Raw genomic sequence first — 17,335 nt, forward strand, 5'->3', positions numbered from 1 at the left:
TCACACCGCAAATTATTTTTACAATTCTAATCCTTTGGTATGGAAAGTAAACACATTTTCTTCTGTTTCTTGCGAAATATTTAATGGTTTACGAATATAGTTTCCCTGTGAACCATCACACCCTAGCTCTTCTACTAATCGAAGAGTTTCACTATTTTCAATTAAACACGCGATCACTTTAATACCCAGACTATGGCAAATATGGTTAATTGTCTGAATAAAAATGTTATTTTGTGGGTTATTTAAAAGATCTTGGGTATATGCACCATCTATTTTTATAAATTCAACATCCAACCCTTGTAAATATTTAAATGAGGTTAAGCTGGTACCAAAGTGTTCAATACAGGTATCTATACCAATTAATTTGAATTCATCAATGATATTTGCTGCTGCTTTTATATCTGCTAATAATACCGATTCCTTAATCTCAAAAATAAGATTATGTTTAAGAGCCGCTTTAACATCGCTATACATTTTCAACCAATTCAGGAAATCGCCTGAGTAGAACGATTCACGAGTTAAATTTAAAGCAAATGTTTTATCGTATTGAACTTCTTTTAACTCTACAAAACTTCTAATTAGCTTTTTATCAAGTTCCATTGTAAGGTTTAAACGCTCAGCCATTGCAAATAGCTGAGCATTGTTAACCTGCTCATTTTCATGAGTAAAGCGTGCAAACACTTCATAATATAAACCCGTATTATTAGTACCGTTAAGTTTCACAGGCTGAAAGCTGAAATTAATATCCCCAGAAGAAATAATATTATTAATGATGGTTCGCCATTCATTTAAACTTAAACTAACATTTACGTCATCTGCCCCTTTCACGCCCTGCTGTTCAAGAGTCGTAGCAGTATCTAAGTTAGCAAGTACATTTTTCAGACTATCATTTTCATTAAACTCTGTAATACAAATATTGGCATAGCCTTTTTCATAGCGACTAGTATTTTTATGTATGAATGTATCTTTTAAGTCTTTATGAAAACCTTTTAAAAACGATTTATCATAATCAAATATAATAACTAAAGAGCCACCGGATATTCTAAATAAGTAACTATGTTCATATTGTTTTGTCTCTTCAGTTAAAATTTGCACTACCTCATTCACATACTCGTCACCAGCTTGGTAACCTTGCTCTGTGTTGAGGATTTGAAGAGATGGAAGCGTTATCATGCACATACTGTGCACTTCGCCTTTTTGAATTAATGCTTTGTTAGATTCAAAGTAGCTACAAAATGCACGGCGGTTACCGAGTCCGGTAAGTTCATCAATTAGCGCTTCTTTAGTCAGTTTTTCTGTTTGTTTGGTCATCGAATCGAAGTTATTTTGTAAATTCGATACCATTTTGTTCATTGCTGAAGTTACAGCTCTGAGTTCAGTTGTAAATGGTACTTTATTGTTTAATTCGAACCTTTTTTGTGCGACTAAATTCGCCTGACTTTCGACACTTTTGAGTGGCCTAAATATCGCTTTTAATATTAAATATGCAATAAACAGACAAAATAAAATAACTAGTAACGAGCCATATGCTGCGCGTTTTGTGTATTCCCAAATTTTTAGGTATGAAATACCTGGATGACTTGTGACATAGAGTGTGCCTGCTATTTGCCAACCACTACTCACTTCACTCATTTGCGTTGGCGCTTTTAAATCAATTAAATCGATGAACCAGTAAGGAACACCTTCAATTGCAGACGGGTTGTTACGTTCTAATATCACCTTTCCCTCGGGTGAGACTAATCGCATGCTTTTGTAATAACCCGAGTCAAATATAGCCGCCATCATAGTCTCGGCAATGACGATATTCTCTTCATCCATGTATGGAGAAATTGATAAACCTAAACTAGTTGCCGCATCTTGAGCATGGCTACTCATTTGCTCTTCAAAATATTCTCTTGTATTTTCAACACTTATATAAAGACGACCTAAGAAAGATAGTGTCGCTAAAAGTATTAAAAGTCCGTATATTTGAACTTTAAGGCTCATTCCTTTGTTAATTAAGCTTTGCATAATTTGCTTCTTTTATCTTTGATTCCATCGTGTTTAATTCACCCTGTTCAATCCGTTCTAACATATTATCCCAGGCCGATACACCACTTGTGTTTTTTATTTTTTTACCTAAGCCTTTGGCTTTTGCCAACCATAATCCTTGACCATTAAAACTATAAATTGGTTTTAAATCACGACGTTTTGTCGCTGGTAACAATTTATTGTTAAAATTATCGAGTACAAAAGGTATAGAGCTAGGTTCTTCGAAGTAAATAAGTACCATATGAGGCTGATTGATAGTTAACTGTCTTACATACATCAATCTTATTTTTTCCTCAGGGATCCCTAAGGCTATTAAACTAAAGTATTTAGCGATAGCATAGTCTTCACAATCGCCTTTTCCACGCCCTAAGGTCTCTATCGGACTCGCCCAATAATCTTGTTTACCCCAAAGCTCTTCATCTAGTTGGTAGTCAATTTTTTTATTAAAAAAATGGTTTACTTTGTTAATTTGCTGCCATTCAGAACTTGCTTCTGTTTCCTTAATAAAATCAAACCATTCTAAAGTACGTTCAGCACCTTTTTTACCATAAGTTTGTTCAACTTTAAGGACAAGATCAGAAAAATCTAGCTGATTAAAGCGTTTAATAGCTATCACAGTGAACGAGATAAATAATAGAAGTGAAATGACTGTACGCACTCACTACTCCTTGTCAAAAGTCACTTTGAATAATATCTAATTTTGTCATGTGAGTCACCTTTCCATGGTTAGTGTAAATAATTCATTAAAAGTAAGTTTTAAAAAGCCATTTTAGTTTAGAACAATCAGCATTTTAAGCAGCTAATTTTATATTAAGAAATACAAAAAACGGCTGCAGATGCAGCCGTTTTTTTATATATCTTGGTAAAATTTACAGGAATTTACCTAATGCTGTAACTTGGTCTAGCATGCGGTTTGAGAAACCCCATTCATTGTCGTACCAAGCCATAACTTTAACTAATTTACCATCAACCTTTGTTTGTGTTGCATCAAATACTGAAGACGCAGGGTTGTGGTTAAAATCAATTGATACAAGTGGTGCTTCGTTGTACTCAAGTACTTCTGCCATTGCACCTTCAGCTGCTGCTTTAACTGCTGCATTTACTTCTTCTGCTGTAGTATCACGCTTAGCAATAAAAGTTAAATCAACTAGTGATACGTTGATTGTTGGTACACGCACTGCCATACCGTCTAATTTACCTGCTAATTCTGGTAATACTAAACCTACTGCTTTCGCTGCACCCGTTTTTGTTGGGATCATGCTTTGTGTTGCACTACGCGCACGGTATAAGTCGCTGTGGTAAACGTCTGATAAGTTTTGATCGTTAGTGTATGCATGAATTGTCGTCATGCTACCTTGCTCAATACCAATTGTATCGTTAAGTGCTTTAGCTACTGGCGCTAAACAGTTTGTTGTACAAGATGCGTTTGAGATGATGATGCTATCAGCATTTAGTACGTCAGAGTTAACACCGTGAACAACTGTTGCATCCATATCAGTACCTGGCGCTGATACGATTACACGCTTAGCACCCGCTTCGATGTGTTTTGCCGCTGCTTCACGTGAAGTAAATAAACCAGTACATTCAAGTACGATATCAACTGCTAAGTCAGCCCACGGTAAGTTTGCTGGATCGCGCTCTTGCACTAGTGCAATTTCATCGTTATCAATAATAAGTGTGTTTTCAGCAAGTGTTACTTTTTTGCCAAAAATACCGTGTACCGAATCGTACTGAGTTAAATGTGCATTTACGTTTGCTGGTGCTAAATCGTTGATTGCTACAATTTTAATTTCTTGCTCGCGATTTGATTCATAAAGCGCACGTAAAACGTTGCGTCCAATACGGCCATAACCGTTAATTGCTACTCTGATCATCTTATTCACCCTTGTTCACTTTACTTGCTTGGCGCGCTAACTCTTCAATTGCTTGCCAGTCTTTATTTGCGATTAATTCTTTATCTAACATCCACGTACCACCAACACATACCACGTTTGGTAGTGCTAAATAGTTTGGCGCACTGGCAAGGCTTACACCGCCAGTTGGGCAAAACTTAACCTGTGGTAATGGACCAAAAATTGATTTAAGCATTGGTACGCCGCCAGCAGCTTCAGCTGGGAAAAACTTTAAAAACTTAAAGCCTTTTGCTGCAAGTTGCATTACTTCACTAGGAGTCGCTGCACCTGGTAAAAATGGCACATCAGTCTCGCTTGCAAGTGCTAACAGTTCATCGTTAACACCTGGGCTCACCATAAAATCAGCGCCCGCTTCAATTGATGCGTTAAATGTTGCTTTATCAATTACAGTACCAGTACCTACGAATGCTTCTGGTAGTGCTTGTTTTATTTGTTTAATTGCTTCAACTGCAACAGGTGTACGCAGTGTGATTTCAAGTGCACGTAAACCACCGTTATAAAGCGCAGTTGCTAATGGCACTGCATCTTCTAGGTCATTAATTACAACAACAGGGACAACCGGTGCTGCTTGAAGAATTTTTTCAATACTCATTTTTACTTCCTGTTAGTGGTTTGTATTTGGATAAATAAGACCAAATGCACTTGCACCTAAATCAGCGCTTGATACCGTTTGACGAATGCCTTCAAACAATTCGCGGCCAGTACCATAAGTTTGCACCTGCTCGCTAATTTCAAGTTCGCGTTGTGCCAGTTCTTCGTCAGATACATGCACTTTTAGTACACCTTTTGGTGCATCAAGTGTTACCACATCACCTTCGCGGATTTTGGCAATAAAGCCACCTTCTACCGCTTCTGGTGCAAGGTGAATTGCAGCTGGTACTTTTCCTGAAGCACCCGACATACGACCATCTGTTACAATTGCAACTTTAAAGCCTTTGTCTTGCAGGGTTGCCATAATTGGCGTTAGCTTGTGAAGTTCTGGCATACCTTTCGCTTTCGGGCCTTGCTCTTTAATCACAGCAATAAAATCAGTTTCTAGTTCACCACGCGCAAACGCATCTTGTAATCCAGCTTGCGAGTTAAATACTTTTGCTGGCGCAGTTACAACTTGGTGCTGCTCTTGTACAGCAGACACTTTAATCACTGCGTGACCTAAGTTACCCGTTAATAGCTGTAAGCCACCTTGTGGGTTAAATGGATTCTCAATTGGACGAAGTACATCTTCATCATGCGAATTTTCAGGGCAATCTTGCCATTTTACTTTCGCTGCAATTTGGTTGTCCGTTGCGATTACCGAAGTATCAATCACTGGCTCTTTGGTGTAATCATTTAGGCTATTACCAACGATGGTTTTCACGTCTTCGTGTAAGAAACCACCTTTTAGCAGCTCTTTCACTAGGAACGGTAAACCACCTGCTGCGTGGAAGTGGTTAACATCAGCCGAGCCATTTGGATAAACACGTGCAAGTAGTGGCACTACTTCTGAAATATCTGACATGTCTTTCCACGTAATCTCAACGCCCGCTGCTTTTGCCATTGCAACTAAATGGATCGCATGGTTCGTTGAACCACCCGTTGCAAGTAAACCTACTAGACCATTCACAATGGTTTTTTCACTTACAATCTCGCCAATTGGGTTTGCATCTTTAGTGCTAATTAGCTGATTAAGCATAAGCTCAACTGCATTTACGGTTAAACCATCGCGTAATTCTGTGTATGGGTTTACAAATGAGCTACCAGGTAAATGTAAGCCCATAATTTCCATCAACATTTGGTTTGAGTTTGCCGTACCATAGAAAGTACACGTACCCGCACTGTGGTAAGACGCGCTTTCAGCAGCAAGCAGCTCATCACGACCAACTAAGCCTTGTGCGAACTTTTGACGAATACGTGCTTTTTCTTTATTTGGAATACCTGATGGCATTGGCCCTGCAGGTAAGAAGAAAATCGGTAAATGACCAAAAGACAATGAACCAATTACAAGACCAGGGACAATTTTGTCACACAGGCCTAAACAAAAAACACCGTCAAAAACATCGTGCGACAGTGAAACAGCCGTAGACATTGCAATCACATCACGGGAAAAAAGTGAAAGCTCCATGCCGTCACGGCCTTGCGTTACACCATCACACATAGCTGGTACACCACCGGCAACTTGTGCAGTGGCATTAAATTTGGTTGCAACCTTTTTAATTAAATCTGGGTATTCTTTGTAAGGCACATGCGCTGAAAGCATGTCGTTGTATGAATTGATAATACCAAGATTAGGTTGTTCGTCTTTAGTTAGTAGTGCTTTTTCAGAACTTGAACATGCTGCCATTACGTGAGCTAAATTACCGCAACCTAAACCAGCGCGTACACGCTCTTTTGACTTAGCTGCGTCCATACGAGCGACATAGGCTTGGCGTGTTGCTTTGCTGCGTTCAATAATTCGATTGGTAACTTCTTGGATTCTTGGGTGTAGCATTTTTCGCACTCATTCATAAAGATTTGGGAAAAAGGCTCAGTACTTAAATTAGAGACTCCTACTAGTCTAAGTACCGAGCGTCTTTGTCTACCCGTTCAAAGGTCCGATATCGAGCGTCTCTCACAATCACTCTATGACACCGGTGTCACATTATTAAAACCGATACATGACACCGGTGTCAACATTAATTTTAGTGCTTTTCCTGAAATTTGCTCATTTTTGATCATTGATCTTGAATTTTTATTAGCAAAACGCCTTGAAGTGACAATTGAATGACAAAAACGAAATAATTTATAAGAAATGGAAATAAAAAACGCAGCAAGCTGCTGCGTTTCAATTTGTTCAAGAAGTGAAATTAATGACTAAATTGTGCTGTGGATTGTCGCTCAATTAATTTACCTGCAAAAATCTCTTCCATGTTTTCAATTTCAGCAGCATTAATACTATCAATAAGTAATGTCACAGCCCTAAACGTCATGTCTTCTACTGGCTGTGCAATGGTTGTAAGCCCTGGCCAAATATGACGTGCAATGGGTGCATTATCAAAACCAACTATTGATAACTCGTCTGGTACTTTTAAAGACATTTGCGATGCAACTTTTAATACCGCTGCAGCCATGTAATCATTTGATGCAAACACAGCACTTGGGCGAGCAGCCGATTCAAGAATTTTACGTGCACTATCTTCACCTGAGTGATAACTGAAGTTACCTTCTGCAACAAATTCTGTTTTAAGTGCAATGCCCTCTTCACCCAACGCTTTTACATAGCCATCAAAACGGGCTTCTGTGGCACTGTGATCTGGGTGGCCTTTGATAAACGCAATTTCTTTGTGACCAAGGGATAATAACAACTTGGTAATATCGTAAGCCGCTTGCGTGTCGTTACTTTTAATAGAGATTGACTCATCATCAAGTGTTACTGGTGCAACACGCGCATAGGGGACATTACGAAATTTAAGATAGTCTACGAGCTCTTTGTTATCAGAAAATGGCGGTGTGAGTACAAGGCCATCTAAGCGCGAGGTGCTGATCAAAGTTTCAATATTATCAATCAGTGGCTCACCACGTAATTCACACGGGTGGATCAGTAAGTTGTAGTTGCGTTCTTGACAAGCTTCTAGTGCGCCAGACTGCACGCGCGTAATATAACTTTTCGACGGGTTGTCGTATAAGCAGCCGATAATAAAACTACGATTATGTGCAAGACCACGTGCAATGGGGTTAGGACGATAATTTAGCTCTTTAAATGCCTGTTGTACTTTTTCACGCGTAGCATCAGACACATTCGGCTCATTATTTAGCACCCGTGATACCGTTTTTTTCGATACCCCAGCATGCTTAGCCACACTATTTATCGTCACTTTTTCCATATAGTTCTCTAGTTATTAATTCGCTTCCAAACTGGCAGCTGCGCCAAGTAATGGGATGTTGTCTTGAGTAATTAAAATGACTGGAATATCTTCCACGATATGCTGCATTTTTCCTTTCGCAACAAATCGTTTAGCAAACTTACTTCCCAGTAGCTTATCTTGAAAACGCGGTAAAATACCACCACCGATATAAACGCCGCCTGTTGCATTAAACGTCAGGCTTAAATCACCGGCGACTGCACCAATCCAGTCACAAAATTGATTTAAGGTTTTTACACAAATGTCATCGTCATTGGCAAGTGCAAGTTTGGTGATTGTTGGCGCATCATACTCTTTGGCATTTGTATTATGCACTTTTGCCATTGCACGATATAAATTTTCAATGCCTTGACCTGAAAACACATGTTCAACGGATACATGTTCAAAGTCTTCGCTAAGCGCCGCAATTAAGTCGCGTTCTAGCGCATTACAAGCCGCTAAACTGATGTGCCCTGCTTCACAACTTAACACAACATTGTGGTTATCACCTTTAACTAACGCTGCTGCACCAAACCCTGTACCTGGGCCGATTACCGCAATATTACCATCACTGTGGGCACAACCTTGTTTAACAACTAAGTTATCAGCGTCATTAATGTATGGCGCGGCTTCTGCAAACGCTGCAAAGTCATTAATTACTTTAAATTCTTCAAAACCAAAAGCATTTTTAATGTCGTTAACATTAAACTGCCAACCTAAATTAGTTAAAAAAACGGTATCTTGCTTACGCGGACCAGCCACTGCAAAACACGCTTTTTTTGGCACATTATCTAACGTATTAACATAGGCAGCTAATACATCAGCAAAACTATCAAATTCTAAACTCGATAATTTTTGAATATGGTCAAATGTAATATCTTTGGTTGCTTTATCAAATGCGCTCACCAAAGCGAAACGGGCATTTGTACCACCAACATCTGCAACTAAAATAGGCTCAAACATATAATATCTCTCAATTGAATTGGCTAAGTTTTTTAAGTGCAGTATTTGCAACTCGTTAGCGGTTTATTTGTGCCCTGCTACAGACAACTAAATAAATTGGCAACAAACCCAATTGACTCCGGTTTAATTTGCCAATTATGACACCGGTGTCAGATTAAATTCAATATCTGTATACATAAAGTTAGTTTTTTTATCAAATTTATGGCTAAAATACCTGCTAATTACGCATTTATATTTAAAAAAGGTGTTGAGTTGAGTAAATCAAAAGCGACGTCGTTCGATATCGCACACTATGCTGGTGTATCACAATCGACCGTGTCTCGTGCATTACGCAACAGTCCACTGGTGAATGAAGAAACCAAAAAGAAAGTGTTTGAAATCGCCAAAAAGCTCAATTACAAAGTGGATAAGAACGCCAGTAATTTACGCACTCAACAAAGCAATACCATTGCCCTTTTGCTGTTTGAAGACCCAACCAGTGACGAGTCACATATCAATCCGTTCTTTTTATCGATGCTCGGTTCAATTACACGCGCATGCGCTAATCAAGGTTATGACTTGTTAGTATCGTTTCAACAAATGGATCAGGACTGGCAAGCTCAATACGAAGATAGTCATCGTGCCGATGGCCTTATTTTGTTGGGTTACGGTGATTACATCGACTATCAGGCGCGTTTAGCCACCTTACTACAAAACAACACGAAATTTGTGTGTTGGGGCGCAAACGTTGATTCACGTCCTGAGCTTTCCATTTCATGTGACAATTATTATGGCGGCGAACAAGTTGCTGAGTTTTTAGTTGCTAAAAAACGCACCCAATGTGCATTTATTGGAGATGCTTCAGAGCACAGCCCTGAATTTTTTGCCCGCTTTAATGGCTTTAAAGACACCCTTCAAAAGCATGGGCTTGATGTCGATGCGCGCCAAATTATCAATGCTATTTCAACTGATGAATCTGGCTATAACGCAACCAAAACATTGCTTAGCTTAAAGCGTCCTATCAATGCTATTTTTGCTGCTAGCGATTTAATCGCAATTGGTGCTATTCGTGCTGTAAAAGAAGCGGGCTTAAACGTACCTGAAGATATCAGTGTAATTGGCTTTGATGATATTCCTGTTGCGAGCTTTACGGAGCCTGCACTGACTACCGTAAACCAGAGTACTTCTGTTGCTGGTGAAATGTTAGTAGCAAACTTATTAGCGCAATTAAAAGATGAGCCGCCAGTTCAAACGCAGCTAAAACCCACGTTAGTGATCAGGCATTCAGCATAAAAAAGGCGCTTAACGCGCCTTTTTTAATTCAGTTTTTCTTTCACTACTGGGTAGTAATCCCAAACTTGTTTATCTGACATGGAACGTAGTAGCTTAATGTACTCCGCATGTGTCCATGCAAGAGGTGTCGCAGAGTTCGTGCCTTCACCAAATGTATAGTTGTGAGGGTTAACGCCTACACCATCCCATACTTGCTCTGGCAACATTAAGCCTTCATTGGCAAATTGTTCCATGCCCTTCACATAAGTTTGCACTAAATTAGCCTGCTGTGCTTTATCAAAATCACCAAACTGAGCCAATTTTGCGATTTCGTAATGACCGCGCTCTCCGGTAAAGAATGGCCAAACACGGCCACGTTGACCAGGTGTATTATTGCCACCTTCAGCGTAATTTGTGCCTGTTATTTCATCTTCACCGTAGCCATCATTACCGTAACGGCGCCAACCAGGGAACTCGCCCTCTACACCCTCAAAGGTAAAGTTATATTTTACTTTTAGATTTTCAGGCAAGTTATCTGCATCATATTCATCAAGCGTATCAATAATATGCTTATCATTAGCAGGCCTTACACCATAACGCACAAGCTCTAAAAACCCGCCATCCAAAATGCTTTGTTTAACTAAACCTTTACGGCCATTGTTATCACCAAGAATAGTGGCTGAGTTTGCATCGTCATCTTGGCTTATACGCACATAATGCTGGCCATTCGATGCATCACTCGGTAGCGTACTTTTAGTAGTATACATGCGCGATTCAACTTTGGCGTTGTAATCTTTTGCTACATTTAAGTACTCGGTGGCCATAGCATCATCGCCTGCCAGCTTTGCAATTTCACTTGCAGTAATAAGACCAGCAATCACTGCAGCTGTTGTTGATGGCGAATGCCCTGCTTGCTCTTCCCAACGTTCTTGCTGAGTAAATGGCGGTTTAATTTCAGTGTCATTCCAAAGGATTTTCGCAAGGCCACCTTCCACTAAAAAATCTGCCGCAGGTTTAAGCATTTTGTTAAACCAGTGAACAAGTTCTTCTTTGGTTAATACATCAGCAAGGTAAAGCTTCCAACCAAGCATAATTGGCATAGCGGTTTGGTCAAGTTGAACACCTACCCACTCTAGTTCTCCGTCTACATGAGTTTTTTGTAAAAACCAACCTGTATCGCCTTGGTTACCCGGTGTTTTATCGGTTACTTGTACTTTTTCTAGGTATTCAAATGCGGTTTTAGCGGTTGCAGTATCACCCATAGCTAAGAATGCCATGGCTACTTGATAAAAGTCGCGTACCCAAACCGCTTTGTAACCTGTGTGACCTTCAATTGCAGGTACTGTGTCGCCCCAAGGGTTTGACAATGATGCAATCAATGCGCCTGTATGCGTTTTGTCTTCTTGTGCTTTTAACACGAGTGCACTGGCATAAGCTAAGCGGCCATTATCAGCAGATTGTGAGCTCAAAGTTTCAAGATCAAGCGATGCTAAATACCGTTGCCAATCAGTACCAAATTCAGTTAGTAGCGCTTGGTAGCCTTTTTCTTGGCTTGAGGTTGCTGCTGCAATACTCTCATCCAAGGTTTTACCAAATGAAAGTGTTAAATCAAATTCTGCTTTGCTTGATGTACTGCCAAGTAATGCATCTAGCGACACATTTCCACTTTTATCACCGGTTGTTAAATAGCTGGTGAACGTTTCGCCCGATTTCATTTGTGATATCAGATCAGATGTACCAACAAAACCCACGCTTGCCTTTTCAAATGCAGTTTTGCTTGAAAGTGTAAGATAGTTGTCGCCATCAACCGCAACGAGTTTGCCATCTTTCACCATGGCTTTATCACCAACACCGTTATTATTTACATACGGATTAGCATGAACATAAAGTGACAGTGGTTCGCCTTTTAGTGATTCTAATGCCACTTTTACAAATAACGTTTGGTTGTTGCTATCTGTGAAAATATGCTTTTCAATTTTAAAGCGCCCTTGCTTGTCTGTATTTGTTAGCTTGTAAGCAAGTGATAATGGTCTGCCAAGTTCGTCTTTTTGTAGATAGTCAATTTGCCAGTTGGTGTCGTCTAGCTCTGTTGCAACAAAGTTGTTGCCTTTCACTACAAATTGCATTTCTTTTAACTGTGCTTGATGAATTAAACCAAACATGGTTTCAGTAATAATACCCTGCGCTAATGAGAACCACACTTTTGAAACGGTACCAGTTGTCGCTTTATCGCTGTAGCTGCCATCTAAGTATGCTTCGTAGCTGGTACCAATACCTGTTTTACCTGAATAAGCCCAATATGGTTTGCTACCAGGTGCACCAGGCGCTATTGCATTATTTTGCACTGCACTTTCTGTGTTGCTTGTGGTTACATCAGCACCACAGCCCGAAATCGCCAGTGCCACAGCACTTGCTAGAAATGATTGTTTAACAAATTTAGTTTTAAACATGGTTAATTTTTCACTTGTTGTCATTTACTTGTTATAGGTCACACGCGTTACAGCAATTGCTGCAATCAAATACGAAATACCACCGAGAGTGAGGGCATAAATTGCCTCGCCATTAAACACATAGCGCACAAGCGAACCTAAAATAGTGGCCGCAAGCATTTGTGGAATAACGATGAAAAAGTTAAAAATACCCATATACACGCCCATTTTATTGCTCGGCAAGGCGTTACTGAGCATGGCATATGGCAGCGATAAAACAGACGCCCAAACAAAGCCGATGGCTATCATGGCATAAATTAGATGTTCGCTATTGGAGATAAAGGCAAAGCTCAGCATGCCGCCTGCGCCAAGCAATAAGTTGATCATATGGCTCACTTTTAAGCCAAGTTTTTTCACCATTAGTGGAATAACAACCGCAGCAATAACCGAAAAGCCGTTATAAGCAGCAAATAAAACCCCTACCCAATCAGCGCCATCGTTATACGCTTTCGTCGCAACATCGCTGCTACCAAAGTGAAAACTTGTTACCGCAGGCGTGGTATAAATCCACATTGCAAAAAGCGCAAACCAGCTAAAAAACTGCACAACGGCCAATTGTTTCATGGTTTTTGGCATACTCATCATGTCAGACATAACTGTGTAAAAGCCGTTATCTGTCTTGCCTTTAGATTGCATGCTGTTTGAAAGTAAAAATAGCCCACCAAATACGCTCAGTGCGCCGCCTAAAAAAACAATGTCTTTACCAAGTGATAACACATAAACAGCTGCTAAAACGACAAAACCTAAGCCTAATAACGCAGCACCAATACGTGCGAACGGCACATGACCTTGATTTGAGTAAGCCAGCGTTCCTTCTGGATCTTCATATTTCGCCAGCTCTTCGGGGCTATATTCTTTGGTAGAAACAATGGTCCAAAGCACTGCAATTAGTAATACCACAGCGCCAAAATAGAATGAGAAAGTCACTGACTCGGGAATTACCCCAGTGTCTGCCGTGTTACTAATGCCAAACCAATTAGTCATCATCCAAGGCAATGCAGATGCAACAACAGCACCCACACCAATGAAAAAGCTTTGCATGGCATATCCCATACCGCGCTGTTTTTTAGGTAAATTGTCACCCACTAAGGCGCGAAACGGCTCCATAGTAACATTGATAGCAGCGTCCATTATCCACAGCATACCCGCAGCAATCCATAAAGTTGGGGAGTTTGGCATAATGCAAAGTGCTATCGAGGTTAGTAATGCACCATAGAGGAAAAACGGTCTGCGACGGCCTAATTTACCCCAAGTACGATCGCTAAAATAACCTACAATCGGCTGTACGATTAAACCTGTCAGCGGTGCGGCAATCCACAAAATGGGGATATCATCAATGTTCGCACCTAAGGTTTGGAAAATGCGGCTAACATTGGCACTTTGTAAGGCAAAGCCAAATTGAATGCCCATAAAGCCAAAACACATATTCCATATTTGCCAAAACGACAGTGTTGGTTTGTCTTGCACGGTTGTTGTCATAAAGTTACTCCACAGCCACTACAACTGCACCTTGAGGTACGAGCGTGAATTGCGTGTTTTTGTTATTAATTTGAATTTGGTTATCACCTGCAAACTTCAGTAAATTTTGCGGCTTTACTTGGTATGGCAGCGAGAATGTTTGAGGCTTATCTGCAAAATTAGCAAGCACTAATAAGGTTTGGTTATTTGTATGGCGTTCAAAACCAATAACCTTGTCTTTTACAGCACCTATTTGTTGGGTGATATCTGTAAGCTCCCCCCATTTGATGGCATCTTGTTTTGCAAGGTTTAATAGTGATACATAAAAACTGCGCAGTTCTTTTTGCGTTTTTGATAACAACGCGCCATCAAAATTGCCATTATTCATCCATTTTTGATGCTCAGGTACCCCAACATAATCAAAAATACTGGTGCGTGTTGCGCTGCCAAACCCTGCGTTTTCTGCACCAGGCTCACCCACTTCTTGACCAAAGTAAATAAGCGTAGGTGACGTACTGATTAAATGTGACACCACCATCGCTGGTTTGCCTTTATTCATATCACCAACAAAGTCTGGGCTGGCAATACGCTGCTCGTCATGGTTTTCTAAAAAGTTAAGCATATGCGGGGCTATATCTTTCACTTCATTATGCACAGGTATTAGTGTGGTAGCTGACTGCTTACCCTGCATAATCCATTTTAAGGTGTCATAAAAACCCACTTTGTCGTAAAGGTAATCCATTTTGCCTAACTGAATATAATCACGATAAAGCGTTGGGTTATATACTTCTGCAATTAATGTGGCCTCTGGGTTTTTAGTTTTAATATGCGCATTTAAATAACTCCAAAATTCTACTGGTACCATTTCGGCCATATCATAGCGAAAGCCATCCACGCCCTTATCTAACCAATAAAAAGCGATATCACGCATTTTTTGCCAGCTGCTTGGCAATTCTTTGTCTTGCCAAAACGTTACAACATCGTGGTAGTTTTTAGCGGCATACTCACTTGGTAATTTTGCAAAATCATGCCTGCCATCGGGTTTTACGCCATAATTTACTTTTACGGTTTCGTACCAATCGTTAAAATCGGGTTGTGCTTCGCGCGAGCCATTGCCAGTCCATTTCGCAGGTTTTTCGTCAAACTTGCCATCGACTAAATGGTGCGCATCACCACCTAAAGGTGAATATTCTTCAGGGAATTTAGGCAGTGAAAACGCTTTTCCAGGAATATAATAAAAATCATTAAACTTAGAATAGCTCACGCTGGTATCGTCTTTCTCTCCAAGACCTATAACACCTTTTGGTTTGGCAATGGACTGGTAACGACGTGCAACATGATTTGGCACAATATCAATAATCACTTTAAGGCCAGCTGCATGGCTGCGTTCAATTAATGCTTCAAATTCTTCATTACGCTTCGCGGGGTTATTTGCCAAATCTGGGTTTACTGAATAGTAATCTTTAATGGCATAAGGAGAACCCGCGCGACCTTTAATCACATCAGGGTCGTCTAAACTAATGCCAAATTCAGTGTAATCGTCAGCCATTGCATGATGCAGCACACCTGTGTACCAAATGTGGCTAACGCCCATGCCTTTAATTTCATTAAGTGCTTTTGGTGTAAAGTCATCAAATTTACCAATACCGTTTTGTGCTTTACTACCCCAGGGTTTATTGGTGGTATTTGTATTACCGAACAAACGTGTAAATACCTGATAGACCACAGGCTTCTGCTCTGCGTTTTTTTCTTCAACTAGTTTTGATTGGGCACTGCCATTATGCGACACCATTAAAAGTGCAAATAAGGCATACATCTTCTTTTTCATTTAATTACCAAATCGTTTTAAAAATTCGTTATGGGACGGTAGCTGTTCGCTAGTATGGCGCATCAATACTTTTAAATTAGCCAGCATTTCGGTTAATTGCTGAACGGTCAGATTATCTGCCAATGGGTGATATTGTTTTGGCGTAGCACCTTGTCCTAGCATCACTTGCTGCCACGCAATTTCACTAAAAAGCTCATCGTCTTGTCTAAAAAACAAGGCATTTTCAATAAACAACTGCATTTTATGATCAAGGCTTGGGGGAATTTCCATATGTTTACATTGGCGCCAAAATGCACTGTCTTCGCGTTTCGTTAATTTGTAATGCAGAATAATAAAATCACGAATACGCTCAAATTCAATTTGGCTTTGACGATTGTATTCGGTCACCACTTCATCAGTTATGCCCATCAGCGGGAAATGTTTTAGTAAACGAGTAGCTGCCGTCTGGATGAGGTGAATACTAGTAGATTCAAGTGGCTCTAAAAAGCCGCTTGAAAGCCCTATCGCTATCACATTTTTATGCCATTGCTTTAAGCGGCGCCCTGTGCGAAAGCGAATAAGCTTAGGCTCTGCAAGTGCTTTGCCCGGTAAATTATTAAGTAATAACGCTTTGGCATTGTCATCTGAAAGGTGTTTACTCGCATAGACTAAGCCATTACCAATGCGATTAGTCAGTGGAATTTGCCATTGCCACCCTGCAGAATGGGCAATTGAGCGTGTATAGGGTTTTATTTCACTTTCACCATGTTCACATGGCACAGCCAAAGCACTGTCGCATGGCAACCAATGGCTCCAATCTTCAAAGCCAACATTCAAGGTTTTATCTAGCAATAAACCATGTAAACCTGAGCAATCGATAAATAAATCACCATTTATTTGTTGCTGGTTATCTAGCAGTAGCTCAGTAACAAAACCGTTTGTGACATCCGTTTTAACCTCAATTACTTTTCCTTCCATGCGCTTAACGCCAAGCTTTTCTGCATGACCTCGTAAGAACTTCGCATACAGGTTGGCATCAAAGTGATAAGCGTAAGTAATTCCGGGTAATTGGGTATTGGGTATGGCCGCTAATTTATTAAAGCGATTACGTTTTGCGGCTTGGTAGTTTATTGAGTAATCCCAAAAACAGCTGTCATCACCTAGTTTTTTTGCTTTTAGCCAGTAATTCAAGAAATTACAAAATGGAAAGTCTTTACCAAAACCACCAAAAGCATGCATATAGCTTTCGTCTTGTTGCCCCCAGTTTTCAAACTGAATACCCAATTTAATGGTGGCATTAGTGGCTTTGATAAAGTCTTTTTCGTCAACACCAATTGCGGCATTAAACGGAATAATTGGCGGAATAGTTGCTTCGCCCACACCAATGGTGGCGATTTGTTCAGATTCTACAAGTGAGATGTTTATTTGCTTGCCGAGAACCTTTGCTAACAGGCTCGCAGTAAGCCATCCTGCCGTTCCCCCACCAACAATGACCACATTTTTGATTTGTTTTGTCATAGCAACCTCACATAAAAACAAAGCCCTTTTCAGGGCTTTGTTATTTTT

Annotated in this window: 12 protein-coding genes; 1 reads left to right on the top strand and 11 read right to left on the bottom strand. The window is 40.2% G+C overall.

The window, feature by feature from the left end:
* Positions 1 to 18: 18 nt before the first annotated feature.
* From AAEU29_RS03650 to glk, 7 genes are all read right to left on the bottom strand, one after another.
* Entirely contained in the window at positions 19 to 2,010 is a 1,992-nt protein-coding gene (locus AAEU29_RS03650; protein WP_421972107.1) for a bifunctional diguanylate cyclase/phosphodiesterase, read from the bottom strand.
* A complete protein-coding gene (locus tag AAEU29_RS03655; RefSeq protein WP_421972108.1) occupies positions 1,994 to 2,689 on the bottom strand; it encodes a transglutaminase-like cysteine peptidase in 696 nt (231 codons plus the stop codon). The genes AAEU29_RS03650 and AAEU29_RS03655 overlap by 17 nt, the downstream gene beginning before the upstream one ends.
* Before the next feature lie 211 nt (positions 2,690 to 2,900).
* Positions 2,901 to 3,905 (bottom strand): type I glyceraldehyde-3-phosphate dehydrogenase, encoded by a 1,005-nt coding sequence (gene gap, locus AAEU29_RS03660; protein ID WP_421972109.1) that lies wholly within the window; start codon positions 3,903 to 3,905, stop codon positions 2,901 to 2,903.
* A gap of 1 nt (position 3,906) precedes the next feature.
* Positions 3,907 to 4,536: a bifunctional 4-hydroxy-2-oxoglutarate aldolase/2-dehydro-3-deoxy-phosphogluconate aldolase gene (locus AAEU29_RS03665; protein ID WP_421972110.1), complete on the bottom strand. Its 630-nt coding sequence runs from the start codon at positions 4,534 to 4,536 to the stop codon at positions 3,907 to 3,909.
* Between the two features lie 12 nt (positions 4,537 to 4,548).
* On the bottom strand, positions 4,549 to 6,411 hold the full coding sequence (gene edd, locus AAEU29_RS03670; RefSeq protein ID WP_421972111.1) for a phosphogluconate dehydratase: 1,863 nt from the start codon (positions 6,409 to 6,411) through the stop codon (positions 4,549 to 4,551).
* A 355-nt stretch (positions 6,412 to 6,766) separates the two neighbouring features.
* Positions 6,767 to 7,783: a LacI family DNA-binding transcriptional regulator gene (locus AAEU29_RS03675; RefSeq protein WP_421972112.1), complete on the bottom strand. Its 1,017-nt coding sequence runs from the start codon at positions 7,781 to 7,783 to the stop codon at positions 6,767 to 6,769.
* A gap of 15 nt (positions 7,784 to 7,798) precedes the next feature.
* Positions 7,799 to 8,764, bottom strand: coding sequence for a glucokinase (gene glk / locus AAEU29_RS03680; RefSeq protein WP_421972113.1), 966 nt, complete (start codon positions 8,762 to 8,764; stop codon positions 7,799 to 7,801).
* 201 nt (positions 8,765 to 8,965) lie between these two features.
* Here glk and AAEU29_RS03685 point away from each other — a divergent pair, with 201 nt between their 5' ends.
* Entirely contained in the window at positions 8,966 to 10,036 is a 1,071-nt protein-coding gene (locus AAEU29_RS03685) for a LacI family DNA-binding transcriptional regulator (RefSeq protein ID WP_421972114.1), read from the top strand.
* A gap of 23 nt (positions 10,037 to 10,059) precedes the next feature.
* On the opposite strand, the gene AAEU29_RS03690 is transcribed toward AAEU29_RS03685, so the two are convergent.
* From AAEU29_RS03690 to AAEU29_RS03705, 4 genes are read right to left on the bottom strand one after another with little or no spacing between them, the layout of a single operon-like run.
* Complete coding sequence (locus AAEU29_RS03690) at positions 10,060 to 12,465, bottom strand: glycoside hydrolase family 15 protein (protein ID WP_421972115.1); 2,406 nt, start codon at positions 12,463 to 12,465, stop codon at positions 10,060 to 10,062.
* Positions 12,466 to 12,489: 24 nt separating this feature from the next.
* Positions 12,490 to 13,983 (bottom strand): MFS transporter, encoded by a 1,494-nt coding sequence (locus tag AAEU29_RS03695; protein ID WP_421972116.1) that lies wholly within the window; start codon positions 13,981 to 13,983, stop codon positions 12,490 to 12,492.
* 4 nt (positions 13,984 to 13,987) lie between these two features.
* Complete coding sequence (locus AAEU29_RS03700; RefSeq protein ID WP_421972117.1) at positions 13,988 to 15,790, bottom strand: alpha-amylase family glycosyl hydrolase; 1,803 nt, start codon at positions 15,788 to 15,790, stop codon at positions 13,988 to 13,990.
* Positions 15,791 to 17,287 (bottom strand): tryptophan halogenase family protein, encoded by a 1,497-nt coding sequence (locus AAEU29_RS03705; RefSeq protein ID WP_421972118.1) that lies wholly within the window; start codon positions 17,285 to 17,287, stop codon positions 15,791 to 15,793.
* Between the last annotated feature and the right edge of the window lie 48 nt (positions 17,288 to 17,335).

The organism is Pseudoalteromonas aquimarina, assembly GCF_049257255.1.
In the GTDB taxonomy this organism is placed as follows: domain Bacteria; phylum Pseudomonadota; class Gammaproteobacteria; order Enterobacterales; family Alteromonadaceae; genus Pseudoalteromonas.